The sequence below is a fragment of the Yersinia frederiksenii ATCC 33641 genome, from assembly GCF_000754805.1.
Classification (GTDB): Bacteria; Pseudomonadota; Gammaproteobacteria; order Enterobacterales; family Enterobacteriaceae; genus Yersinia; species Yersinia frederiksenii.
In genome coordinates, this window is record NZ_KN150731.1 from 2582020 (window position 1) to 2608237 (window position 26218).

Consider the following 26218-nt stretch of genomic DNA (forward strand, 5'->3'; position numbering starts at 1 on the left):
AGCGCACAAATAAGAATGATTTATTTTTTAAGGTCTTGCTGTACTTGCTGTACAGGTTTAACCCACGGTTTTTTCGCCTGAACATCGGCTGGTAGTGTCGCAATAGCCCTTTTCGCATCAGCAGAAGAAGCATAGTTGCCACTTACCAAGATGTACCAAGGCTTACCATCACGTTTAGTTTCATAAACATGATAGTCAGTTAATCGTTGTTGTTTTGCATAGGCATTCAGCGTGTCTGAACGTGATGCACTGCTCAGCTGTAACGTGAAATGGCTGCCAGGAGCATTCTTCAAAGTGCTACTGCTACCCGTAGAACCTGATTTTGCCACCGCAGATGCCGCTGGGGAAACTGCCGTTGTTGGCCCTTTGTGGCTAACAGCGGGCTGCTTGGCCGTCGCTGTGGCCTGTTTTTGCGCGGGATGGGTAATCGTTTCGCGTGCAGCTGGCGCTTTGGCCCCTTTCGAGCTCGAAACGGTTGCCGGCGCTGTCGGTAAAGTTGATGTCTGGCCGTCATTCATGTTTTGAGACAGCGTATCAACTTCGCCTTGTGTCTGAGAGAGTGCATCAGACATGTTGCCCGGTAATTCGACACGCTGGGTCGGACCATTGGCAGAAGACTGTGGTGCGGCCTCGGTCGGTGTCGGTGATATCGGTGGAACACTGATATCTTGTGGCTGAGCGGTATTCTTCACCCCATTGGCATCATGGCCATCGCTGGCATTATTTGCCACACCGGGTTGCGTGTTATTGCCGCTGGTGAGCGAAGCAGAATCAGACAGATTAATATTTCTCGCCGCATCAACATTGGGGTTCTGTTGAGATGCCTCATGCTCGGTCGGGGCTTTCAGAGCTGAACCGATGGCAATAATGATCAGTAGCAACACCAAAATACCGATACCAATCATCATATGTTGGCGCGAAATAGCAAGCTTAGGCCCGGCCGAAGACTTACGGGCACGTGTAGGACGACGGTCACTGCTATCTGGTTTCAGATCGTCTTCCGGCTTTAAATCATCCATCTAAACCCTCCAACTAGAGGCAAAAGCCTACCGCATTTATCATTGCGATCCGGCTGATTGATTTTACTGACTGCAAACAGGCTTAACCACCCGCAGCAAAGGAATATGATATTCTTATGATACAACATCATAGAACTTATGAGCATAGAACTTATAAACATAGATTTATAAACATGGATTTATAAACGTGGATTTATGAGTATCGTACTTATGCCATTTCCTATCACTGGCAATCAGCGACCGACGCCAGCACTATATCATGTGCAATGCCGCTACGGATTTCAGACTGACCTATAGCGGTTGGCAGTACCAAACGAAGCTCACCTGCCAGCACTTTTTTATCTCGCATCATATGCGGCAGATAGGACTCTGGCGTCATTTCCTGCGGCCCACAGACTGGCAGACCAGCACGTAAAAGTAGCTTTTTGATACGCTCGACATCTCTGGCTGAGAACTGGCCCAATCGACGAGAGGTATGTGCCGCCATCATCATCCCAGCAGCAACAGCCTCACCGTGTAGCCAGACGCCATAACCCATTTCGGCCTCAATGGCATGACCATAAGTATGACCCAAATTGAGTAAAGCGCGCATCCCGCTCTCTTCGCGTTCGTCGGCTGCGACAACATCGGCTTTTAATTCGCAACAACGGCGGATGCAGTAAGCCAGAGCTGACATATCCAGTGCGAGTAATGCGTCGATATTTGCTTCTAACCAATCGAAGAAAGCTGCGTCAAGAATGATGCCGTATTTGATAACTTCAGCCAGCCCGGAAGCAAGCTCACGTGGAGGAAGAGTTTTGAGGCAATTAAGGTCAACCACCACCGATGCAGGCTGGTAGAAAGCACCAATCATGTTCTTGCCCAATGGATGGTTCACTGCGGTTTTACCACCGACAGAAGAATCCACTTGAGAAAGTAAAGTGGTAGGAACTTGAATAAAGCGAACACCGCGCTGATAACAAGCAGCGGCAAAACCGGTCAGGTCGCCCACTACACCGCCGCCTAAGGCGACCAGCGTAGTATCACGACCGTGCGGTTTTTCCAGAAGGGCAGAAAACACCTGCTCCAGAACGCTAAGAGATTTGTACTGTTCACCATCAGGTAAAATCACCTGATCAACTTTGATGCCGCTTTTTTCCAGCACTGCCCGGATCGAATCCAGATAGAGTGGAGCCAGCGTTTGGTTAGTCACCAGCATCACCTGGTCACCCGCCTTTAGCGGCTTAAAAGAGGCCGGATCATTGAACAATCCAGCAGCGATCGTAATGGGGTAGCTACGCTCCCCTAACGTGACAGTAATCTTCTCCATGTCGCGCCCAGTAACCTTCTTAACTTACGCCCGTAGGCATGAGTAAAATGCTAAAATCAGTTACTTTCCAGCATGTTGATAATCTGGTTAGCAACAACTTTCGCGCTTTGATCGTCAGTGCGGATGGTGACATCTGCGATTTCTTCGTACAACGGATTACGTTCTCTTGCCAGTGCTTCTAACACTTCACGCGGAGGCGAATCAACCTGCAACAGCGGACGTTTTTTGTCGCGCTGTGTACGGGCTAACTGCTTTTCGATAGTGGTTTCTAAATACACCACCACGCCACGGGCTGACAAACGGTTACGGGTTTCTCTAGATTTAACAGAGCCACCTCCGGTTGCCAGAACAATGCCTTGTTTTTCCGTCAGTTCATTAATAATTTTTTCTTCACGATCGCGGAAACCTTCTTCGCCTTCCACGTCGAATACCCAGCCCACGTCAGCTCCGGTACGTCGCTCAATTTCTTGATCAGAGTCGAAAAACTCCATATTGAGTTGCTGAGCTAACTGACGACCAATAGTGCTTTTGCCGGCACCCATAGGCCCAACCAGAAAGATATTGCGTTTCTCTGCCATGTTTTTGGTATTACTAAGACTATTCGTTAATGATAACCCGCCCCGCCAATCAAATTAGCAACGGGACCTAAACTGAAACCTCATGAGCGATAGTGCGAGATCAGACGGAAAATTATCTCAGCACTTCTGGTAGTTTGGCAACCGAATAAATCGTTGTACACGTCGTGGGAGGGAAACCATACGTTTTTATCGGCGTATCAACGTTATTAAAAACCTCGGAGCTCAATTCGGTAACCCTTGTAAGCTAAATCTGACGCAGCGTCAAATTTAGAAGCCTCCTATCACACAAAAAGTTGCAGAAAGTCACCAAGATTGGCCTGTTTTCACCAAACGGTATCTTATAAGGCTCAAGCACTGATTAACCTTGGCGTAATGAAAATGACTAATTCCCGCCGATTTTGCTGTTGAGTATCTTGTTTAAATAACCCTCCTAACCAAGGAATGTCGCCCAGTATTGGCACTTTGTTAACGCCCTGACTGCTTTTTTGTTGGAAAATCCCCCCTAAGACGATGGTTTCACCATCATTTACGGTTATTTGGGTTTTTATTTCCTGCTTATCGATTAGTAAAGTTTCACTATCACCACGTTTCATTGCCATTCCGGGCATATTTTGGCTGATTTTCAAGTTTAAAGTAATTTTGCCATTACGCAGTATTTTCGGTGTGACCTCCATCCCTAATACCGCTTCTTTAAATTCGATAGTCGTTGCACCTTTTTTACCACCAGAGACAGTATAAGGGATATCAGAACCCTGCTTGATGCTGGCTGTTTGTTGATGTGAAGTGACCAGTCGTGGGCTGGCGATAATATCGACCTGGTTTTCTTGTTCTAACGCACTCAGCTCTAGTTCTAACAGCCGCCCACCAATGCGGGCAACATTAAATCCTGCATTGATCGCACTGTTTGGCAGTGGCAAATTGACATTAAAATCGCTCATTTTAAGTGAAGTATTTGGCTTCCCTTCACCCATTCCCCAGCGCACACCAAGCTCGTGTAAATTCTCCCGGCTGATTGTCACTATGTGGGCAGCTAACTGCACTTGCTGTAGAGGCAAATCCATCTCTACTAGCCAGCTTTTCAATAATGCTAATGATGCAGGAGTGTCGCGAATTAATAATGTATTTGTACGTTTATCTACCACCACACTCCCCAATGGAGAAAGTAGCCCTCCCTCGGCAAGATTCAAGCTGTCTGCGACACTCTCTGCATCTGCATATTGCAAAGCAAGAGTCAGATTACTCAGAGATTCGGGCGCTGCTTTTTGTTTCGCTTGTTGCTGCCTTTCTTCAATATCCTGTTCAGTAAAAACCATCATAATCGCCCCTTCGCGCTCAACTTTCAGGCGGCTCATACGCAAAACGGTTGCCAGAGCTTGCTCCCAAGGGATGTCGACTAATCTCAAACTAAGATTACCGCCGACGTCGGCGGCAATGACTAAATTCAATTGCTGATAATCGGCCAGCGCTTGCAACACCATAGAAACTGGGGTGTTCTGAAACTCCAATGTGACGGGTTCCCCACCTTTCGCACTATGTGAGACAGTGCTGATAAGTAATAGCCCAAAAAGTAACAGAATGGGCAACTGTGTGCCCCTAGCATTAAGCGCAGCAGCCAGCCAGCCCTTAGGGTTGATTGCATAAATATCCATCAGACCAATTCCTTTTAATACTGATTATGAGAGAAACAATTAACTCAGTGCATCGACAACACCACTGCTTCCGATAAACCTGGGCAAGGTCTATTTGGATTGATATACAGGAGGCTCACCTGCTGCTCACCTATGTGGGTAACTCGCCAATGCGGCAGTAACATTGTCTCTACTCCCAATTTTTGCCAACGTCCACCAGGTTGCTGTACCCACGCGGCAGAGTAATCAGTGCCGCGTACTGTGCCCTGCAACTGCCAAGTGGCGAGTTTTTCCCGGCCATCATCACAAGCCTCCGCAGTAACTTGTTGAAAGGGATTGCGCCCAATATCGACCAATGAAATTTCCGCCCACGCAGGCGAAATTCTCGTGACAAACAGCAGCAATAACCCCGTGAGAAATCCTTCTTTGTAATTACTCATTGGCACTCCCGACGAGATACTCTTTTAGATTGAGTTTTACTGTTAGCCGATGGCGATCACGCATAATTTCAATACGTTGGACCTGAACCGGGGATGAGATTGACGATAACTGGCGCAATAAGTGGAGTAACCCATAAAAATTAACCTGTAAAGTGGCCTGCCACTGCTGGTATCCAACTGAATCTACTACAGCTTCGCTTTCTTGCCTCAATTCTCGCCGCCAACCAATAACCCGCCCACCATATGGCGTAATCCATTTACCTACTAAATGAGCTATTGAGCTTTGCTGCTGTGATATTTCTATGGCACTTAATTCGTTCACTTTCTGGCGCAAGAGTAAGAGAGATGGCAACTGCGCTAGTGCTGATTGCTGCTGTTCAACCTGTTGCTGATGCAGGGTAACTTCATCGGCGATGAGCTGCCGCCGTTGCCATTCAGGACGTAAAACCGCGCTATAAACTGTCACATAGAGCAACCCCAGCAACCCCCATTGGCATAAGCAAAGCTGCCAGCCCGGTAGGTCCATCCAGCGCTGGAGCTGCTTATTCATCATTATGATTCTCCCCACCCTGCCAGTCAGCCTGTGCCACAAAACGGAAATTACCGTCATCCCGCTGAGCAATTGTTTGTAAGTGGATATTTGCCAACAGCGGCAAGCGGCCTAATTTCACCAAGAAGGTATTAATGTTGGCATAGTCTTGGCTGATAGCCTCAAAAACCAGCTTGTCGCCTTGTGGTATGACACTGATTAGCCAACAGCTATTCGGTATTTCCTGTGATAGCTGCTGTAATAATGTGGAATATCGCTGTGCGGGTTGACGCACCTGCCGATAAACCTGCAAGCGCCGCTCTACGTGCTGTAACCGGACCATTGTTTGCTGTACGGCTTTATGATGCTGACTTAATGCGGTTTGCTGCTGTAAAAGCCCAGCCAGACTATTCTGCTGACGCGTTTTTACTGTTTGAGATTGCATTAATATTCCCCCCACAATAAGGGCTAAGAGTGCGCATTGGTATAATCCCGCATTACGCCAGAATCGATAGCGCGTTAACTGGCGTTCGGCACGCCATAATGAAAAATTAACCTGATACATCAGTAGTCTGCCGGGCGTAATGCCAGCCCTCCGGCCAGAGTAAATGCCGCAGGTAAAGGAGGCAGCGGCGGTTGATACTGGGTAAATGCAGTAAAGGGGGACCAGCCGATGGTATTTTCAGGTGGGGCTTCATCTAAGGTGCTGCTGTAATAAATAGTCGCCAGCGCACTGTTTTGCTTGGCGTAACGAGCATGAAGTTGTGCCAATAAGGCAGCTAACAACTTACCTTCCTTAGACAGACGCCCTGCCACTCCATCCTCATCCAAATCAATAGCCACTACTCCAAATTCAAACGGCATATCGCTGGACGAGACCCATAACCACTCATTTGCTAGGCGATAAACCAAGCAATACACCCCCGACAAACCTGCTGCTGTAGCCATATAGCGCAAGGCACAAGGCGTGATATCAATGATATGTGATGGCAAGTTGGCTCGATGTAAACATGTTTGCCATTGTAGGATTTCTGACCGCCGAGCAGCAGTGATTAACAAGTCACCATTAGGTGTGGCTCCCGCCCGATAATCCAGTGCCAACTCCTGGCTATTCACTGGAAATAACCGACTTGCCGCCGCATTGATGTAACCCTCGCGCTCAGGTTCACGCAGCCGCCGGTCCGGGGCCGCAAGCGATTGTTGCAATATGCGCTGTGCGGGCAATGCAATACGTAATGAGATATGTCGCGGTAATTGTTTACGTAATAATTTGAGTTTGTCGCTAACCACATCTGGCTGTTGTAAAATGCCTTCACGCAAAACGCCAGAAGGTAAGCTTTGAGACCACCAATAGCGTAGTTGCCAGCCATAGCGGCGCCTGATAACAGCCAGTGCGCGTATAGCCTCCATTTGAATATCTAGCCCGACCTGCCAATATTGTGAGTACACCTTTGTCGACCTCCGTGTCGAGAGAGAATAAAAGAACGTATCCATGTTCCGGGCTTGCCTTTATACTACGGCGCGGTTGTTTATAAACTGCCCAATTGACATTGAATGGGAAATCTCAGGTGAAGTTCGTAAAGTATCTTTTAATCCTTGCGGTGTGTTGCATTTTACTGGGAGCAGCCTCGATATTTGGTCTGTACAAATATATTGAGCCTCAGCTACCCGATGTTGCCACGCTGAAAGATGTCCGGCTGCAAACGCCTATGTTGGTGTATAGCGCCGAGGGCGAATTGATCGCTCAATACGGTGAGAAACGCCGTATCCCTTTGACACTAAAGCAAATACCACCAGAAATGGTGCATGCGTTTATTGCTACAGAAGATAGCCGATTCTATGAGCATCACGGTGTGGATCCAGTGGGTATCCTGCGTGCGGCCTCTATTGCCATGGTTTCTGGTCGCGCCTCTCAAGGGGCAAGTACTATTACCCAGCAATTGGCTCGAAACTTTTTCTTAAGCCCGGAACGAACCTTGATGCGAAAAATCAAGGAAGCCTTTCTGGCTATTCGCATTGAACAGTTGCTAACTAAAGATGAAATTCTTGAACTGTATCTGAACAAAATTTATCTGGGTTATCGCGCCTATGGTGTTGGTGCAGCAGCACAGGTGTATTTTGGTAAAGACGTCAATGAATTGACACTCAGCCAAATGGCGATGATTGCCGGGTTGCCAAAAGCACCGTCGACATTCAATCCGCTTTATTCACACGACCGAGCGGTCGCACGCCGTAATGTCGTGCTGTCACGTATGCTAGATGAAAAATATATCACTCAGGCCCAATATGATCAGGCCCGCAGTGAAGAACTGGTTGCCAACTACCACGCACCACAAATTGCTTTCTCCGCGCCGTATCTGTCAGAAATGGTGCGTCAGGAGATGATTAAGCGTTACGGTGAAAATGCATATACCGACGGCTACCAGGTCTATACCACTATCACCAGAAAGCTCCAGTTAGCGGCTGTTGACTCCTTACGCGCCAATGTGTTGGCTTATGACATGCGCCACGGCTATCGCGGCCCATCCAATGTGTTATGGAAAGTGGGTGAGAACGCCTGGAGCAATGAGCAAATTATTGACTCACTGAAAACATTGCCAGTGTATGGCCCGCTGCTACCTGCAGTAATCACGGCGGCAACTCCCGAACAAGCGACTGCTATCTTGGCCGATGGGAGTAGCGTAGCGCTGCCGATGGCCGGTATGCGTTGGGCGCGTCCATTTAAATCGGATAATGCTCAAGGGCCGACACCGAAGAAAGTTACGGATGTGGTGCAAGCGGGTCAGCAGGTTTGGGTGAGAAAAGTGGATGACAGTTGGTGGCTGGCACAAGTGCCAGACGTCAACTCGGCTTTGGTTTCTATCGATCCGAACAATGGTGCAATTAAGGCACTGGTCGGCGGTTTTGACTTTAACCAAAGTAAGTTTAACCGTGCGACACAAGCATTGCGTCAGGTCGGTTCGAATATCAAACCATTCCTGTATACCGCAGCAATGGATAAAGGCCTGACTCTGGCAACGATCCTCAACGACCTACCAATCACCCGTTGGGATGCCGGTGCAGGTACGGACTGGCGACCAAAGAACTCACCACCAACTTATGACGGCCCGATTCGCTTGCGCCAAGGTTTAGGCCAATCGAAAAACGTGGTCATGGTACGAGCCATGCGCGCTATGGGTGTGGATTACGCAGCTGAATACCTGCAACGCTTTGGTTTCCCAGCACAAAACATTGTGCATTCGGAATCACTGGCATTAGGTTCTGCCTCATTTACCCCATTGCAGCTGGTTCGTGGCTATGCAGTGCTGGCAAACGGCGGCTATTTAGTTGATCCGTATTTCATTACCAAAATCACCGATGATATTGGCAATGTGTTGTTTGAAGAGAAACCGAAGATTGTCTGTGAAGAGTGTAACTTGCCGGTCATTTACGGTGATACTCAGCGTTCTGTCGTGCTGTCTGACGATAATACCGAAAACGTCGCAACTTCACAGAGCGATAATGCCAGTAACGTCCCAATGCCAGAGCTGGAACAAGTCACGCCGGCACAAGCGAAGATGAATAGTGATGGGCAATATGCGCCACATGTGATCAGCACTCCGCTGGCGTTTCTAATGCACGATGCCTTGAACTCTAACATCTTCGGGGAACCGGGTTGGATGGGGACAGGCTGGCGTGCAGGGCGTGATTTGAAACGTAAAGATATCGGCGGTAAAACCGGTACCACCAACAATTCAAAAGATGCCTGGTTCTCTGGCTATGGCCCGGATACCGTGACTTCAGTCTGGATTGGCTTTGATGATCATCGCCGTGACTTAGGGCGCAGCTCGGCATCAGGGGCAATATCAGATCAGATTTCAGGTGCTGAGGGTGGCGCGAAAACTGCCCAGCCAGCATGGGATGACTTTATGAAAGTGGCCCTGGAAGGGATACCGGAGAAAAAAGTTGCACCACCGCCAGGGATTGTTAGTGTCGTGATTGATAAACAGACCGGTAAACTCTCCACAGGTGGGCCAGGCAGTCGTTCTGAATACTTTATCGAGGGGACACAACCTACCGAGTATTCGGTACATGAAGCCGGCACCACTCTTATGGATAATGGCCAGACTCACGAACTATTCTGATAATAATGTTGGTTTGCTGCTAATGGCTGAGTCGTCATTAGCAGCAAAATAAAAGCCGGAAGAGAGTAAAATCCTTCCGGCTTTTTATATGGGCCAGCTCAATATCAAGAAATGCCTGCCTCACTAAAGAACGCCTGCGCCAGAAACAGCGCACTAACATTACGGGCCTCACTAAAACCGGGCTCATCAAGCAAGGCCATCATATTCGCAATAGGCCAGCGAACTTGCGGTAAAGGCTCGGGTTCATCACCCTCCAGACTTTGTGGATAGAGGCCCCTTGCAATAACAACATTCATTTTGCTGGAGAAATAGGACGGTGCCATTGTCAGCTTCCTGAGATAATCAAAACGCTCAGCACCAAAGCCAACTTCTTCCATCAATTCACGATTTGCTGCTTCTAACACGCCCTCACCAGGGTCAATCAGCCCTTTAGGAAAACCCAGCTCATACTCTTCGATGCCGACAGCATATTCACGGATGAGTAATAAATCATTGCCGATAATCGGCACAATCATGACGGCTTCACGATTCGATGGCCGCATGCGCTCATAAACTCGTTGCACGCCATTGCTGAACTCCAAATCCACCGCCTCGACAGTAAATAAGCGGGAGTGGGCAACCGTTTCTATTTTAAGTATTTTAGGTTTTTGCAGGTGTTTCATGATAGCCCCAAATTAAAAACTCACCACCTATCGGACGCACATCAGGATAATCAGGCTCATATTACGGTTACTTAATAAGCCACATTTTACCTGTGTGTATTAACCCGAAACTTTATACTGGAATTTATTAGAACTTGATCACATTGTGCGTTAATGAGAACCTTTATCGCAATGTCAGTTAGATATAATTTACCTGTTTTTAACATGGCGGCGAGTTTAGTCAAGATTCAACCGGTTAATTTTCACCCCATCCCAGCTCAATACACGTTAAAAGTTGTGTTTGAAAATAGGATTATGCTGATATTACCGATGTTTTAGCCTTGCTATCCTTATCAGTCTACGGGCAGTTTAAGAGCACTTGTATTAGGTTACGTGATGAATAATAGCGAGTGACTTGCTAGTTCACCTGATAACTCTGCTATATGCCTCTGTACTGTATTTATGCATAATATGATGCATTCTTTCATAGAGTTGACGTGAGTCAGGGGCGCTCGGATGGGGATGGGATGAGCACAATAGTCTTAATATTGGCCTTACTGTTGACCAGTCTGATCGCAGTAGGCTTGTGGTGGTTCCGGTTCCGCCGCACTGCCCCCGTCACTGCAACGCTGCTGTTTGCGAAACCCACTCACCGCAAATTAACCCCAGAAGAACGGGTTAATATTGAGAACTACCTGCTAAGCCAGCAAGATAAGCTTGGGTTCAAACCTCAGTCTAATTTTGATACCCGCACACTGACGGACAACTCGGCTACACCAGCAAAGCTCATTCTCACGCCACAAAGTGACAATGTTTACTCGGTGACTCGTGCCATTACCCGCTACGGCGTAGCCAGTGATGAACCCAATAAATGGCGCTATTATCTGGACTCCATTGAAGTCCACCTCCCGGCGTCATGGGAACAATATATTACTCAGGATAATGATGTTGAACTTATCCAAACCCAGACACTTCCGTTAGTTATCTCCCTCAACGGGCATACGCTGAAGAATCACCAGTCTGAGAATATCTACCAGCCTATTTTGCCCTCTGTCACGCAAAATGCGTCGATTCGCAAAGCGGATAGCGAACATATCGAGCTGCTTAATATCCGAAAAGAAACACCGGAAGAGTATGCTCTGCATGGCCCTAATGGTTTAAAAGAAGCGGCTGCAATCTGTTTGGCGCTGTTATTACTCTTTTTCGCCCTGACCGGCCCAACAGTCACTCTACCTTGGCTCATCATTGTGGCAGCCACGTTAACAGGTTGGGCTTGCTGGAATATGTTCCGCCCACTGTCTGAAAAAGATTTACGCGAAGTCCACTGTTTGAGTGGTACGCCAAAGCGCTGGGGGCTATTCGGGGAGTCGAATCAAAGTCAGATGAACAATATCTCACTCGGGATTGTCGATCTGATTTACCCTGCTCATTGGGGGCCCTATTTTACTCATGACCTGGGCAAAAAGACCAATATTGATATCTACCTCAATCGTCAGGTTGTCCGTCAAGGGCCTTTCTTGTCTCTGCATGATGAAATGAAACATTTCCCATTGCAACGCTGGGGCAAAAACCTGACGCTTATTGCAGGCTCGCTGCTAGTGATGGCGCTATTGCTGATTTATGTACCACTTGGCCTACCACTGAAACTGAGCGTTGCCTGGTTACAAGGTGCGCAGAGTCAGCAGGTCACCAGTGTTACTGCGCTGGAAAAAATGCCATTACGTATTGGGGATATGCTGAAAGCACAAGGCACCGGTATGTGCTACGTCCCGCCGAATAGCCAAAATCCAAACAGTTTTGCTTTTACGCCTTTTGATTGCTCCGGTATTTATTGGAATAACGCAGCCCCGCTGCCGCAACCAGAGTCAGAAACCATCGAAAAGGCCGCAGCGCTGATTGCCACTGTCAATCAACAGTTACACCCGCAAGGTACAGATACCAGCGTCAACCCACAACTGGCGACAGCCATTGAGAAATCTGGGATGATTCTGTTGGATAATTTTGCTGATATCGTCCTGAAAACACAGCAACTATGTGGCGGAGATAGTGACTGTGTCCGGCTAAAGAATGCACTGGTTAATTTGGGAAATGCCAAGAGTTGGTCCGGGTTGGTCAAACGGGCACAATCTGGCACATTAAAAGGCATGAATGTGCTGTTACGCCCAGTCAGTGCCGATACTTTGGAAAATCTGGTTAAAACTGCAACCTCTTCATTTGTTTACCGTGAAACACATTTGGCAACAGAAGCATTGAACAGCCCTCCACCAGGCGGTTTTTTGATAACCAGCGACGAGGGTAAGCAACTTGTCAGCCACCCAGTGCCTGCGGTTCCACTGTTTGATTACAGTGCTCTGGAGCAGTGGCGAGAATTACAGCGGCTCTCTGGCTTGCTGCTCAATACGCCATTTAAGGCCGAGGGCATCATTACCAATATCACCACCGATGCTAACGGCACACGCCACATCGCGCTACACAGCGAACCTGATATCGTCACTCTTGGTCGTTATCTGGGTACCAGCCTATTGCTGTTGGTGCTGATTGTCTGTTTAGTGGTGAACACCACTTTGTTAGTTCAGCGCATACTGAAAAATCGTAGCCGTATGGATAATATTCAACGCTATTATGATAATTGTTTTAACCAACCCCTCCCCCCTGCGCCTTTCTTGCGTTAGCACTCTTTCATTTTTTGTCCGTCATGCGCGATGCCCATGCGCACGGTAATTTTGCTATGCTAGGCTAACGCTATAGATGGGTTCTTATCAGGAAGAGCTGCTGATTTGTCGCTCACATTCTGTGTCATCAGCATTATTTAATATTGTGATTGTGGAGTCGCTATGCCCCCTGAATTTAATTGGCAAGAAATTGATACCGTGTTGCTGGATATGGACGGCACTCTGCTGGATTTAGAGTTCGACAGCCATTTCTGGTTAAAACAAGTGCCGGAAACACTTAGCCAACATCGGGGGATCTCGCTGGATCAGGCACATAAAATTATTCATGATGAGTATCTCGCCGTGCAACATACCTTAAATTGGTATTGCTTCGATTATTGGAGTGAGCGGCTGGATTTGGATATTTATGCTATGACCACCCAAGCCGGTAGCCGGGTTCGCTTGCGTCAGGATACCAAACCCTTTTTGGCCAGTTTGCGCGAACGTGGCCTGCAAACAATTTTGCTCACCAATGCCCACCCACATAGCCTGGCGGTAAAAATTGAGCACACCGCCCTCGACCAGCACCTTGATTTATTACTTTCCACCCATACATTTGGTTATCCGAAGGAAGATCAACGACTGTGGCAAGCTGTCACGCAGCATACCGGGCTGAATCCTGCCAGAACCTTATTTGTCGATGACAGTGAGAAGATTCTGGATGCTGCGCGCGCCTTTGGTATCCGCTACTGTCTGGGAATAGAAAACCCAGATTCCAGCTGTGCTGATAAAGCATTTTGCGGCCACCCTGCAATTAATGACTATCGTAAGCTATTGCCTGCATTACAGTTACGATAAGAATGAAGTGATGTGGATAACGTATTTATGAAAGATAAAACAGTCTCTGACGAATCGGTTCGGCTGGATAAATGGCTTTGGGCTGCCCGGTTTTATAAAACCAGAGCAATAGCACGAGAAATGGTGGATGGCGGCAAAGTCCATTACAACGGGCAGCGCGGTAAACCGAGCAAATTGGTCGAGCTGAATGCTGAAATCCGCCTACGCCAAGGTAATGACGAGCGCACCATTCGGGTTTTGGCGTTACACAGTCAGCGTCGAGGAGCCTGTGAAGCACAAGCACTGTATGAAGAGACCGAAGCCAGCATTGCTAACCGCGAGAAAGTCGCACAGGCACGTAAATTGAATGCCCTGACCATGCCACACCCAGACAGGCGGCCGGACAAAAAAGAGCGTCGCAACCTGATCAAATTTAAACAAGGCGAGCCTGAATAAACCCAATATAGCGGGTTTAAACGGCGGCCCAAATGAGAGAAAACTATGTCTAATCACGACCAATTACACCGCTATCTGTTTGCTAATCATGCTGTGCGCGGTGAGCTGGTTTCAGTCAATGAAACCTACCAGCAGGTATTAGCCAACCATGACTACCCTCCCGCGGTGCAAAAACTGTTGGGTGAAATGTTGGTCGCGACCAGTCTGTTGACCGCCACCCTTAAATTTGACGGTGATATCACTGTGCAATTGCAGGGCGGTGACGGCCCACTATCACTGGCTGTGATTAACGGCAATAACCAACAAGAAATGCGCGGCGTCGCTCGCTATAAAGGCGAAATCAGCGATGAAAGCACGTTAAAAGAAATGGTCGGTAATGGCTATCTGGTGATCACCATTACACCCGCGAAAGGTGAGCGCTATCAGGGTGTTGTCGCACTGGAAGGTGACACCATCGCCGCGTGCCTGGAAAACTACTTCATGCAATCTGAGCAGTTGCCTACTCGGCTGTTTATCCGCACCGGCAGTGTGGAAGGTAAAGCGGCGGCGGGCGGCATGCTGCTGCAAGTTCTGCCAGCACAGGAGCGCAATGAAGATGAGTTTGACCATCTGGCGCAATTGACCACCACCATTAAGGCCGAAGAGCTATTTACTCTGCCAGCCAATGAAGTGCTGTATCGTTTATACCACCAAGAAGAAGTGACGTTATATGAACCGCAAAATGTCAGCTTCCGTTGCAGCTGTTCTCGTGAGCGTTGTGCTGATGCATTAATAACGTTATCCGAAGATGACATCAAAGAAATGCTTGAGCAGGACGGTAATATTGATATGCATTGTGAGTATTGCGGCAATCACTACCTGTTTGATGCCGTCGATATCGCCACTTTAAAAAGCGGTAATAGTTCTTCTTCAGAGCAAATTCATTAATTCCTGTAATACTTGGTTGGGTGCTGACACGTGCCCAGCCATTCCTTCCCGTGTTTCACTCTTGCTACAATCCGTGTTCTATCTCTCATAACCTAGCGAAAAATAGGTCATATATTGAAATATTTGATAGCTATCGCTGTTAATCAGCGATGAGGATTTACAATCGCTGGTAGAAAATTGACGATCCAGGAGTTATGACATGAGTGTTAAAGGAATTACCCCGCAGGAGCTCGCCGCCTATGGCATCCATAACGTCAGCGAGATTGTTTACAACCCTAGCTATGATTTACTGTTCCAGGAAGAGACCAAACCCACGCTGGAAGGATACGAGCGCGGAACCCTCACCACTACAGGAGCAATAGCGGTCGATACCGGTATCTTTACCGGCCGTTCACCAAAAGATAAATATATTGTCCGTGATGATATCACCCGCGATACCGTGTGGTGGGCCGATCAGGGCAAAGGCAAGAATGATAACAAACCGCTGAGTCCAGAGATTTGGAGCCACCTGAAAGGGTTGGTCACCGAGCAACTGTCAGGCAAACGTCTGTTTGTTGTTGATACGTTCTGCGGCGCTAATGCTGATACTCGTCTACAAGTCCGCTTCGTCACTGAAGTCGCTTGGCAAGCACATTTCGTTAAAAACATGTTTATCCGCCCATCAGATGAAGAACTGGCCCATTTCGAGCCTGACTTTATCGTCATGAATGGCGCTAAATGCACTAACCCGAACTGGAAAGAACAAGGTCTGAATTCAGAGAACTTTGTTGCCTTCAACCTGACAGAACGTATGCAGCTAATTGGCGGCACATGGTATGGCGGCGAAATGAAGAAAGGTATGTTCTCCATGATGAACTACCTGCTGCCACTGAAAGGCATTGCGTCTATGCACTGCTCAGCCAACGTCGGTGAAAAAGGCGATGTCGCCATCTTCTTCGGCTTGTCCGGTACCGGTAAAACCACCTTGTCTACGGATCCGAAACGTAAGTTAATCGGTGATGACGAACACGGCTGGGATGATGACGGTGTATTTAACTTTGAAGGTGGCTGCTATGCCAAGACCATCAAGTTATCCGAAGAAGCAGAACCCGATATTTATCATGCAATTAAACGCGATGCTCTGCTGGAAAACGTGGTCGTACTAGCCGACGGAACTGTTGATTTTAACGACGGTTCTAAAACGGAAAACACCCGTGTTTCTTACCCAATTTATCACATCGAAAATATCGTTAAGCCGGTCTCTAAAGCGGGCCATGCTACCAAGGTTATTTTCCTAACTGCCGATGCCTTTGGCGTATTGCCGCCAGTATCACGCTTGACGGCAAATCAAACCCAGTATCACTTCCTGTCTGGCTTTACTGCCAAACTGGCCGGTACTGAGCGCGGTGTCACCGAGCCAACACCAACTTTCTCTGCCTGTTTTGGCGCTGCATTCTTGTCGCTGCACCCAACGCAATATGCAGAAGTGTTGGTTAAACGTATGCAAGCTGTCGGCGCACAGGCCTATCTGGTCAACACTGGCTGGAATGGCACTGGCAAACGTATTTCTATCAAGGATACCCGTGGCATTATCGACGCCATTTTGAATGGTGAAATTGATAAAGCAGAAACCTTTACCTTACCCATCTTTGATCTGGCCGTGCCAACGTCATTACCAGGCGTGAACCCAGATATCCTCGACCCACGTGACACTTATGCCGATGTCGCGCAGTGGCAAGAGAAAGCTGAAGATTTGGCGAAGCGTTTTACCACTAACTTTGATAAATATACCGATACCCCGGCAGGGGCTGCGCTGGTCAGTGCAGGGCCGAAGATCTAAGTTAGATTGAGGTTGGTTATATTGCGAGGGGCACAATTGTGCCCCTTCTGTTTTTTGGGAAAATTATATTTAGTGTCTATATCACTGGCTGGTTTGGTGATCCCGTTTGGCGGTTAAAGTATCGGATCAAGTTTCGGTTGATAATCGATTTATTCTCTTTGTTGACCTCGTAGCTTCAACCGAGAAAGAGAGTAAGCCGGCTCGCGATACGTGCACAAGCGCGGTGTGTGCTCCCCTTGACCCCGGTTGATGTTCCCAAAACTCAGCAAAGACTGATACCTAACAACCGAACTAATCACAACTCACTAATAACAAATCAAATATCACCCATTCCCCACAACCACCGGCAATTTCGGCTTCACATCTAACGGCAATGGAATATATGCCCGGATTCGTAACCCACCGCGCTCACTGGTACCAATATCCAACGAACCAGCATGTGCATCGATAATTCGCTGGACAATCGCCAGCCCCAACCCGGTTCCACTGGTGCTACGCGCGCTATCGCCACGGACAAAAGGCTGGAACAGATGCTTCAAATCTTCTGGTTTAATCCCTGGGCCATCATCTTCAACCTGGAACCAGGCCCGCTGAAGTTCGGTGCCACTGCTCACTTTTATCCAGCCATTCCCGTAACGCGCGGCATTCACCACCATATTCGCCAGGGCGCGCTTAATGGATAACGGATGAATATCCACCATGACTTCACCTTCACATAAATCGGTTTCAATTACCCGCTCATAGCCACTTTCTGCCGCAATCACTTCACCTAATACCGCATTAAGATCGCTTGGTTCGGTCGGCATCTCCTGCCCAGTGCGCAGATAATCAATAAATTGCTCAATAATGGCATTGCACTCTTCAATGTCTTTATTGATAGATTCAGACAGATAACCGTCGGCTTCACTCATCATTTCTGTCGCCAGACGGATGCGAGTCAATGGGGTACGTAAGTCATGGCTGACCCCTGCCATGAGCAATGTTCGGTCATCCGCCAGCAACTTCACGCCAGCCGCCATTTGATTAAATGCCCGGGTGACCGAACGTACCTCCGAAGCACCATACTCCCGCAATGGCGGCGGAATAATTCCCTTCCCGACCTGCAAAGCCGCATGTTCCAGCTCTACCAAGGGCCGATTCTGAATACGGATAAACAGCCAGGCACCACCAACGGCCAGCAGCATAATGGCCAGGGTATAACGGAACAGCGGAGAGAAATCGCCCTGATGGATTTCAGTTAAGGGCACCCGCACCCAGATATCTGGCGACAACCACGTTTTTAGCCAGACAACCGGCGAGTTTTTATTAACTTCAACACGAACATCGGTTGGTCCACCTAACTGCTGGGCCATTTGGTCACTGAGAAATTTGTAATGTTGTGCCCAACGCAGGCCACTTTCCTCTGCCGCAGCATTGGTATAAAGCGAAATCCCCAATTCACGGTAAATCTCACGCCGAAACGCTGGCGGGACTTCAAGTAGCGTGCCATCTTCCAGTTGCAACCGGTCAGTCATCAGCATACGAACTTCATACGCCAACACTTTATTGAACTGCTGCAAGCTGGGCAAAATGGCGAAATTCAGCACCACCAAATAGGTAGTGACCAAGCTGACGAACAGCAAGGTCACAATCAATAATAAGGTTCGGGCAAATGAGCTACGTGGAGAAAAGCGCCATCGCCTCATGCTTTACTGCCGTCCGGTACAAATACGTAACCCAAGCCCCAAACCGTCTGGATATAGCGCGGATGCGCCGGATCTTCTTCTACCATGCGGCGCAGACGTGAAATCTGTACGTCGATAGAACGTTCCATTGCACTGTATTCACGACCACGAGCCAGATTCATCAGTTTATCGCGAGATAATGGCTCACGCGGGTGGCTGACCAATGCTTTCAGCACCGCAAATTCACCACTGGTCAATGGCATAGGTTCGTCTTCACGGAACATCTCACGGGTACCGAGGTTCAGTTTGAACTTACCAAAAGCAATGACGGCTTCTTCTTGTGAAGGTGCGCCCGGCAGTTCGTTAGCCTGGCGACGCAATACTGCGCGGATACGTGCCAACAGTTCGCGAGGGTTAAATGGCTTAGGAATATAATCGTCCGCACCAATTTCCAGCCCAACAATGCGGTCTACTTCTTCACCTTTCGCCGTCACCATAATGATAGGCATGGGGTTACTTTGACTACGCAGGCGACGACAGATAGACAAACCGTCTTCACCCGGCAACATCAAGTCGAGCACCATCAAGTGGAAAGACTCACGGGTTAGCAAGCGGTCCATCTGTTCAGCATTGGCAACACTGCGTACCTGGAAACCTTGCTCTGTCAGGTAACGTTCCAACAGCGCACGCAGGCGCATATCGTCATCAACGACCAGAATCTTGTGATTCTCTTGCATTTTATTACTCCCAAAGGCCGTATTGCCCGAATCTGCACATTGTTAGAAAAACTCACTCTAACAGACAGCTATTTATGGTATATATTCTAGTCGAAATTGTTACAAAGCTTATTCTTGTGCCTAATTATCAATACTTTCGTCAAATGGACGGTAACGAATATCTAAAATCCAGTAGGTCGCTTCCCCATTTGGCGTCTGAACTGTCACCTCATCATCCACCTGTTTGCCAATTAAGGCACGAGCCACGGGTGAATCGATAGAAATCCATTTTTTTGCCGGATCGAACTCATCTGGGCCGACTAAACGGAAGATTCGCTGCTCTGCTGCTTCATTTTCTACCCGCACCCAAGCACCAAAATAGACTTTCCCTTCCTGACGCGGATCTGGGTCGACGATTTTCAGCACCTCAAGACGTTTAGTCAGAAAGCGCACCCGGCGATCAATTTCCCGCAGGCGCTTCTTACCATAGATATATTCAGCATTTTCCGAACGGTCGCCCATTGCTGCCGCTTCAGAGACAGCTTGAGTCACTACTGGCCGCTCTTCACGCCACAGATAATGCAGCTCATGATCCAGCGCCTGCCAGCCTTCGCGGGTAATGTAGTTACTTTTAGCCATAAAATTATCCAATTATCCCTTTAGGATAGATGCCTCTACTATACCCTATGTTTTTACCGAGAAGTTCAGGTTAGCTCAAGCCCGATGAGCGCTCTACTGGCAATTTATCCGGGCAATCCGTATAACTATCCTCTGCCATTTTTTCTACTCACTAATTGATATCAGACTTATGAATGAACAACTGAGCCGCATTATTGCAAGCGAACTACAGGCGCGACCGGAGCAAGTTGCCTCCGCCATACGTCTGCTGGATGAAGGTAATACCGTGCCCTTTATTTCACGGTATCGTAAGGAAGTTACCGGCGGGTTGGATGATACCCAGCTGCGCCAGTTGGAAAGCCGTTTGGGGTATCTGCGCGAACTGGAAGATCGCCGCCAAACCATTCTTAAATCAATTGAAGATCAGGGCAAGCTCACCGAGCAGCTGGCCGGTGCTATTAATGGCACCATGAGTAAAACTGAGCTGGAAGATTTATACCTTCCTTACAAGCCCAAGCGCCGTACCCGTGGGCAGATTGCTATTGAAGCTGGTCTGGAACCCTTGGCTGACAGCCTATGGAATGACCCACAGCAAGACCCAGAACAGGTAGCCCAAGCCTATATTGATGCTGATAAGGGCGTGGCCGATACCAAAGCGGCACTGGATGGGGCGCGCTATATCTTGATGGAGCGTTTTGCTGAAGACGCTACGTTGCTGGCGAAAGTGCGCCAATACTTGTGGAAAAATGCTCATCTGGTAGCAAAAGTGGTGGAAGGCAAAGAGCAGGAAGGCGCTAAATTCCGCGATTATTTTGACCACCATGAGCCTATCGCTCAAGTCCCTTCTCACCGCGCCTTAGCCATGTTCCGTGGCCGTAATGAAGGTGTGCTGCAACTGGCACTGAATCCTGATCCGCAGTTTGACGAACCCCCTCGCGAAAGTCAGGGTGAGCAGATCATTATCAATCATCTGGATTTACGGCTGAATAACGCACCGGCAGACACCTGGCGTAAAGCGGTGGTCAACTGGACATGGCGTATCAAAGTGCTGCTGCATCTAGAAACCGAGCTAATGAGCACCCTGCGTGAGCGGGCTGAAGACGAAGCCATCAATGTGTTCGCCCGTAACATGCAAGATTTGCTGATGGCGGCACCGGCAGGTATGCGTGCGACCATGGGCCTCGATCCTGGCCTACGTACCGGGGTGAAAGTGGCGGTGGTTGACGCTACCGGTAAACTGGTTGCCTTCGATACCGTCTACCCTCATACCGGGCAGGCGGCCAAAGCCGCAGCCGTAGTGGCCGCCCTGTGCATCAAGCATCAAGTTGAATTGGTCGCTATCGGTAACGGCACGGCCTCGCGGGAAACCGAGCGTTTCTTTGCCGAGCTGCAACAGCAGTATCCGGCGGTGACGGCGCAAAAAGTGATTGTCAGTGAAGCTGGGGCGTCGGTTTACTCCGCTTCTGAGCTGGCCGCGCTGGAATTCCCGGATCTGGATGTTTCTATCCGTGGTGCGGTTTCTATTGCCCGTCGATTGCAAGACCCTCTGGCGGAGCTGGTTAAAATCGATCCAAAATCCATTGGGGTCGGCCAATATCAACATGATGTCAGCCAAAGCCAATTGGCGAAAAAACTTGATGCCGTGGTAGAAGACTGCGTGAACGCCGTGGGGGTGGATTTAAATACTGCGTCCGTCCCGTTGCTGACTCGAGTGGCCGGTTTGACCCGCATGATGGCACAGAATATTGTTAACTGGCGTGATGAGAATGGCCGCTTCCATAACCGCGAGCAATTACTGAAAGTCAGCCGTCTGGGGCCAAAAGCCTTCGAACAGTGTGCCGGCTTCTTACGTATCAATCACGGGGATAACCCACTGGACGCCTCCACGGTGCATCCAGAGGCCTATCCAGTTGTCGAGCGCATTTTGGCAGCAACCGAGCAAGCTTTGCAGGACTTAATGGGCAATGCCGCAGCCTTGCGCAACCTTAATGCCCGTGACTTCACCACCGAGCGTTTTGGTGTGCCAACCGTCACTGATATCTTGCGTGAGCTGGAAAAACCAGGCCGTGACCCTCGTCCTGAGTTTAAAACCGCCACCTTTGCCGAAGGCGTTGAAACATTGAACGATCTGACGCCGGGGATGATCCTCGAAGGCTCGGTCACTAACGTGACTAACTTTGGGGCTTTTGTGGATATTGGCGTCCATCAGGATGGTCTGGTGCATATCTCATCACTGGCGGATAAGTTTGTCGATGATCCACACAAAGTGGTGAAAGCCGGTGATATCGTCAAAGTTAAAGTGATGGAGATAGATTTACAGCGCAAACGTATTGCGCTGACCATGCGCCTTGATGAACAACCGGGTGAAGGGGGTTCACGCCGGGGTAATGGTGGCGAGAACCGCACCAGTACTCATAACGATAATCGTGGGGCCAGCCGCCCGCGGAATAACCCTAACAATGACTCAAATAACCGCCCACCCGCTAAAGGGCGAGCAGACAGCAACTCCAGTGGAAACAGTGCCATGAGTGATGCGCTAGCTGCGGCGTTTAAAAAACGCTGATATCTTAGCCTAGGGCCACGAAAAGTGGCCCTTTCTTTATTCAATGACCGCTTTTCTCATATTTTTTTCTTCTGTAGAATTGTAAAATTATTTTTTAAATTAATTAGCACGGAATTCTTTTACCCCTGAAGTCTCGGGCGAAATATGCAATAAGCCTTGCTGATTTAACATTATATTTAACATGATGGCTCGCTAAGTTTGTCATTACTCTTAGTTTATAAATAATTACGATAGCCTGCTGCGAGTTAATTAACTCTTGAATGTTATTTGATTCAAATCATAGTGAAGTGATTATGTTAATTATCGGTATATTGACAATATATACATCGACTTATACCCAATAGATTTCGAGTTTCAGATAGGCTGCAACGCAATAAAACCAAGGAATTTAGATAACTCAATGACTTGGGTAAGGGGTGACAGCCAACACGCCAACAGCTTGAAAGATAACCTATACAAAAGAAACATCCAGTTAACTGATTTAACTCATCATTCTCATTTGCGATCACGCCAATTTGGTGGTAAAACAAGCGTAAATAGAAATCAGACTCATTAATTATAAAAATTAACCCGTAATGAATATTTACTTTTGAATATTTGATGCAAGTTGAATATGAAAATGATTCTCACTATTATTATTTAACTCATTAAGACTTGGCGTGAAATCATTCTGAATTCTGGTATGTCATTAACCGAGACCCTGAAATTTCAAGTACAAAGGGTAATTTTCAAGAGGCTTTTATGCATCTTATTCCACAGCGTTCCTACAAAATCATTGGCTTCTCACCTGAAATTAGCCCAGCTTATCGGCAGAAATTATTGTCTCTGGGTATGTTACCCGGCTCTTCATTTAATGTGGTTCGCCTCGCACCATTAGGTGATCCCATTCAGATAGAAGCCCGTCGGGTTAGCCTGGTGGTACGTAAAAAAGATTTAGACCTGCTGACTCTCGACCTGCAACCCTAACACGACAGGTCAATTCCTTATTCTGGCTGTCGGGTGATGGATGAAAATCGCTCTGCACTGTCTGATGTTAATTTATCGATATCACGTTGGATCATGAAAGCACTCACAATCGGCCTGATCGGCAATCCCAATGCGGGTAAAACTACGCTTTTCAACCAGTTAACTGGCGCTCGACAGCGTGTTGGGAATTGGGCCGGAGTCACGGTTGAGCGCAAAGAAGGCCATTTTAATACCCCGCAACATCAGGTGACCTTGGTTGACCTGCCGGGAACTTACTCGCTAACCACGATTTCTGAGCAAACCTCGCTGGATGAGCAGATTGCCTGCCACTATATTTTGAGCGGCGAGGCCGACCTGCTGATTAACGTGATTGATGCCGCCAATCTGGAGCGTAATCTCTACCTGACACTGCAACTTATAGAGCTGGGCATCCCCTGTATTGTGGCTCTCAATATGCTCGATATTGCTAAAAGCCAGCATATTGATATTGATATCGATGCCCTCTCTGCGCAGTTAGGCTGCCCGGTCATTCCGCTGGTTTCTACCCGTGGGCGCGGTATCAATGAATTAAAAGCCAGTATTGATGAGTTTCAGCCAGTGACCTTTAAAGCTCTGGTTAACTACCCGTCAGTGCTGCTGCATGAAGTGGATAAACTGGTACAGAACATGCCGGGCTCTTGGCCTACCCAGCAGCGCCGCTGGCTGGCGCTGCAAATTCTGGAAGGGGATATCTACAGCCTGGCTCGCGCGGGTATATCCCCATCACAGGTTGAGTTGGCGCGTGAAAATCTGCGGCAAAATCAGCACGAGGATCCAGAACTGGTGATCGCCGATGCTCGCTATCAGAGCATCGCCCGCATCTGCGATATCGTCGGCAACTCACAGCAGGCAGAGCCAAACCGCCTAACCCAAGCACTGGATAAAGTTATTCTTAACCGCTGGTTAGGAGTGCCGATCTTCCTGTTTGTCATGTATTTAATGTTCGTATTGGCCATTAACATTGGTGGGGCGCTACAACCGATATTTGATATCGGCTCTGCTGCCATCTTTATCCAAGGGCTGCAATGGGTCGGTTATACCCTGCATTTCCCACAGTGGCTGACCATCTTCCTGGCCCAAGGTGTCGGGGGCGGTATAAACACCGTGCTGCCACTGGTGCCGCAGATTGGCATGATGTATCTGTTTCTCTCCTTTTTGGAGGACTCCGGCTATATGGCCCGTGCTGCATTCGTCATGGACCGGCTGATGCAGGCGTTAGGGTTACCGGGTAAATCATTTGTGCCGCTGATTGTTGGCTTCGGCTGTAATGTGCCGTCAATTATGGGTGCGCGCACCTTGGATGCCCAGCGAGAACGGCTGATCACTATCATGATGGCCCCCTTTATGTCCTGCGGTGCACGGCTGGCTATTTTCGCGGTATTTGCTGCGGCATTCTTTGGCCAAGATGGGGCCAGTATCGTCTTTTCTCTCTACCTACTCGGTATCGCGGTGGCAATCCTTACCGGCTTGGTACTGAAATACACCATCATGCGCGGTGAAGCCTCTCCTTTTGTGATGGAATTGCCGGTTTACCATGTACCACATCTGAAAAGTCTGTTATTGCAAACCTGGCAACGGCTGAAAGGCTTTGTTTTGCGGGCGGGGAAAGTCATCGTCATTGCCAGTATTTTCATTGGTGGCCTGAATAGTTTCTCTTTCAGTGGCAAAGCGGTCGATAGCATCAATGACTCGGCACTCGCCTCTGTCAGTAAAGTGCTTACCCCCTTACTGACCCCAATGGGGGTTCATGCGGATAACTGGCAAGCCACAGTGGGGCTAGTCACCGGTGCCATGGCGAAAGAAGTCGTGGTGGGAACACTAAATACCCTCTATACCGCTGAGCAGATTAAAAATGAACCTTTTGATGCCGAGAGCTTCAATTTACTGGGTGAATTAGCCGGTGCGGTTGATAAAACCTGGCAGGGATTAAAAGAGACATTTAGCCTCAGTGTGCTCTCTAACCCCATTGAAGCCAGTAAAGGTGACGGCGAAATGGCGGCAGGCTCAATGGGGATGATGAGCAGTAAGTTCGGCTCCAGTATTTCTGCCTATAGCTATCTCATTTTCGTGCTGCTGTATGTGCCTTGCGTCTCGGTCATGGGAGCAATTGCGCGAGAAACCAGCCGTGGCTGGATGACCTTCTCAATACTGTGGGGACTGAATGTTGCTTATTCTCTGGCAACCTTGTTCTATCAAGCCGCTACTTTCCGTGACCATCCACAACAGAGCTTAAGCATTATCGCGCTGGTGATTATTATCAATGCGGTTATCTTGTTTGGCTTACGCCGCGCGCGTAGCCGGGTCACGGTGAGATTACAAAATAGTGCGCCCGCCAGTTGTTGTCAAAAATCAGGTAGTGACTGCCACTAATGGCTAAATACCTTTGGCAGAGTGCTCAATAGGAGGAGGTATATGGCAAGCCTACTGCAATTGCGCGATGCAATCGCTCTCAGTGGCAACGCTGACGCAAATCAACTCAGTCATCAATTAGCAATGCCATTACCTCTAGTCGAGGCCATGCTGGAACGGCTGATGGCTATGGGTAAGATTGAACGCATTGAGCAGGATAATAACGGATGCCTAACCGGCAGTTGTAAGAGCTGCCCAGAAGGGCAGAATCATTGCCGTACCGTGATTTATCAATTGAAATAGCATCATTGAAATTGGTGTAACTCCACCTTAATGATCAAGAAG

22 protein-coding genes are annotated in these 26218 nt (G+C 48.5%); 10 read left to right on the top strand and 12 right to left on the bottom strand.

Going from position 1 to position 26218, the window contains the following annotated elements; genetic code table 11:
• Positions 1 to 20 precede the first annotated feature (20 nt).
• The 8 genes from DJ58_RS10200 to pilM form a co-directional block, all read right to left on the bottom strand.
• The gene (locus DJ58_RS10200; RefSeq protein ID WP_004709333.1) at positions 21 to 1019 is read right to left on the bottom strand and encodes an SPOR domain-containing protein; all 999 of its coding nucleotides are present in this window, start codon (positions 1017 to 1019) and stop codon (positions 21 to 23) included.
• Positions 1020 to 1242: 223 nt separating this feature from the next.
• The gene (gene aroB / locus DJ58_RS10195; RefSeq protein WP_004709335.1) at positions 1243 to 2328 is read right to left on the bottom strand and encodes a 3-dehydroquinate synthase; all 1086 of its coding nucleotides are present in this window, start codon (positions 2326 to 2328) and stop codon (positions 1243 to 1245) included.
• Between the two features lie 56 nt (positions 2329 to 2384).
• Positions 2385 to 2906, bottom strand: a complete 522-nt coding sequence (aroK, locus tag DJ58_RS10190) for a shikimate kinase AroK (protein ID WP_004709337.1) — start codon at positions 2904 to 2906, stop codon at positions 2385 to 2387.
• A gap of 347 nt (positions 2907 to 3253) precedes the next feature.
• Positions 3254 to 4555, bottom strand: coding sequence for a DNA uptake porin HofQ (gene hofQ, locus DJ58_RS10185; RefSeq protein WP_204365711.1), 1302 nt, complete (start codon positions 4553 to 4555; stop codon positions 3254 to 3256).
• Positions 4556 to 4599: 44 nt separating this feature from the next.
• Positions 4600 to 4974 carry a pilus assembly protein PilP gene (locus DJ58_RS10180; RefSeq protein ID WP_032911091.1) on the bottom strand — a complete coding sequence of 125 codons (375 nt, stop codon included), beginning with the start codon at positions 4972 to 4974 and terminating at the stop codon, positions 4600 to 4602.
• The gene (locus DJ58_RS10175; protein ID WP_032911123.1) at positions 4967 to 5524 is read right to left on the bottom strand and encodes a hypothetical protein; all 558 of its coding nucleotides are present in this window, start codon (positions 5522 to 5524) and stop codon (positions 4967 to 4969) included. The genes DJ58_RS10180 and DJ58_RS10175 overlap by 8 nt, the downstream gene beginning before the upstream one ends.
• Positions 5517 to 6068: a PilN domain-containing protein gene (locus DJ58_RS10170; protein ID WP_032913244.1), complete on the bottom strand. Its 552-nt coding sequence runs from the start codon at positions 6066 to 6068 to the stop codon at positions 5517 to 5519. The genes DJ58_RS10175 and DJ58_RS10170 overlap by 8 nt, the downstream gene beginning before the upstream one ends.
• Positions 6068 to 6952 (bottom strand): type IV pilus biogenesis protein PilM, encoded by an 885-nt coding sequence (gene pilM / locus DJ58_RS10165; protein WP_004709346.1) that lies wholly within the window; start codon positions 6950 to 6952, stop codon positions 6068 to 6070. The genes DJ58_RS10170 and pilM overlap by 1 nt, the downstream gene beginning before the upstream one ends.
• Positions 6953 to 7071: 119 nt before the next feature.
• Here pilM and mrcA point away from each other — a divergent pair, with 119 nt between their 5' ends.
• Positions 7072 to 9627: a peptidoglycan glycosyltransferase/peptidoglycan DD-transpeptidase MrcA gene (gene mrcA, locus DJ58_RS10160; protein WP_032911092.1), complete on the top strand. Its 2556-nt coding sequence runs from the start codon at positions 7072 to 7074 to the stop codon at positions 9625 to 9627.
• Positions 9628 to 9731: 104 nt separating this feature from the next.
• Here mrcA and nudE read toward each other — a convergent pair whose 3' ends face one another.
• Positions 9732 to 10289 carry an ADP compounds hydrolase NudE gene (gene nudE, locus DJ58_RS10155; protein ID WP_004709350.1) on the bottom strand — a complete coding sequence of 186 codons (558 nt, stop codon included), beginning with the start codon at positions 10287 to 10289 and terminating at the stop codon, positions 9732 to 9734.
• Between the two features lie 506 nt (positions 10290 to 10795).
• On the opposite strand from nudE, the gene DJ58_RS10150 reads away from it, so the two are divergent.
• From DJ58_RS10150 to pckA, 5 genes are all read left to right on the top strand, one after another.
• Positions 10796 to 12940, top strand: coding sequence for an intracellular growth attenuator family protein (locus tag DJ58_RS10150; RefSeq protein ID WP_032911093.1), 2145 nt, complete (start codon positions 10796 to 10798; stop codon positions 12938 to 12940).
• 162 nt (positions 12941 to 13102) lie between these two features.
• The gene (gene yrfG, locus DJ58_RS10145) at positions 13103 to 13777 is read left to right on the top strand and encodes a GMP/IMP nucleotidase (protein WP_004709353.1); all 675 of its coding nucleotides are present in this window, start codon (positions 13103 to 13105) and stop codon (positions 13775 to 13777) included.
• 27 nt (positions 13778 to 13804) lie between these two features.
• Positions 13805 to 14212, top strand: a complete 408-nt coding sequence (gene hslR / locus DJ58_RS10140) for a ribosome-associated heat shock protein Hsp15 (protein WP_032911095.1) — start codon at positions 13805 to 13807, stop codon at positions 14210 to 14212.
• 45 nt (positions 14213 to 14257) lie between these two features.
• Positions 14258 to 15139: an Hsp33 family molecular chaperone HslO gene (gene hslO, locus DJ58_RS10135; RefSeq protein ID WP_004709356.1), complete on the top strand. Its 882-nt coding sequence runs from the start codon at positions 14258 to 14260 to the stop codon at positions 15137 to 15139.
• Between the two features lie 199 nt (positions 15140 to 15338).
• The gene (pckA, locus tag DJ58_RS10130) at positions 15339 to 16958 is read left to right on the top strand and encodes a phosphoenolpyruvate carboxykinase (ATP) (RefSeq protein ID WP_004709358.1); all 1620 of its coding nucleotides are present in this window, start codon (positions 15339 to 15341) and stop codon (positions 16956 to 16958) included.
• Positions 16959 to 17281: 323 nt separating this feature from the next.
• On the opposite strand, the gene envZ is transcribed toward pckA, so the two are convergent.
• From envZ to greB, 3 genes are all read right to left on the bottom strand, one after another.
• Positions 17282 to 18643, bottom strand: a complete 1362-nt coding sequence (gene envZ, locus DJ58_RS10125; protein WP_032911097.1) for a two-component system sensor histidine kinase EnvZ — start codon at positions 18641 to 18643, stop codon at positions 17282 to 17284.
• Positions 18640 to 19359, bottom strand: a complete 720-nt coding sequence (gene ompR / locus DJ58_RS10120) for an osmolarity response regulator transcription factor OmpR (protein ID WP_004709363.1) — start codon at positions 19357 to 19359, stop codon at positions 18640 to 18642. The genes envZ and ompR overlap by 4 nt, the downstream gene beginning before the upstream one ends.
• 120 nt (positions 19360 to 19479) lie before the next feature.
• Positions 19480 to 19977, bottom strand: a complete 498-nt coding sequence (gene greB, locus DJ58_RS10115) for a transcription elongation factor GreB (protein WP_004709365.1) — start codon at positions 19975 to 19977, stop codon at positions 19480 to 19482.
• Between the two features lie 169 nt (positions 19978 to 20146).
• On the opposite strand from greB, the gene DJ58_RS10110 reads away from it, so the two are divergent.
• From DJ58_RS10110 to DJ58_RS10095, 4 genes are all read left to right on the top strand, one after another.
• Positions 20147 to 22519 (top strand): Tex family protein, encoded by a 2373-nt coding sequence (locus tag DJ58_RS10110; protein WP_004709368.1) that lies wholly within the window; start codon positions 20147 to 20149, stop codon positions 22517 to 22519.
• Positions 22520 to 23260: 741 nt separating this feature from the next.
• The gene (gene feoA, locus DJ58_RS10105) at positions 23261 to 23485 is read left to right on the top strand and encodes a ferrous iron transporter A (RefSeq protein ID WP_004709369.1); all 225 of its coding nucleotides are present in this window, start codon (positions 23261 to 23263) and stop codon (positions 23483 to 23485) included.
• A 93-nt stretch (positions 23486 to 23578) separates the two neighbouring features.
• Positions 23579 to 25894: a Fe(2+) transporter permease subunit FeoB gene (gene feoB / locus DJ58_RS10100; protein WP_032911124.1), complete on the top strand. Its 2316-nt coding sequence runs from the start codon at positions 23579 to 23581 to the stop codon at positions 25892 to 25894.
• Between the two features lie 42 nt (positions 25895 to 25936).
• Positions 25937 to 26176 carry a FeoC-like transcriptional regulator gene (locus tag DJ58_RS10095; protein WP_004709373.1) on the top strand — a complete coding sequence of 80 codons (240 nt, stop codon included), beginning with the start codon at positions 25937 to 25939 and terminating at the stop codon, positions 26174 to 26176.
• Positions 26177 to 26218: the final 42 nt, after the last annotated feature.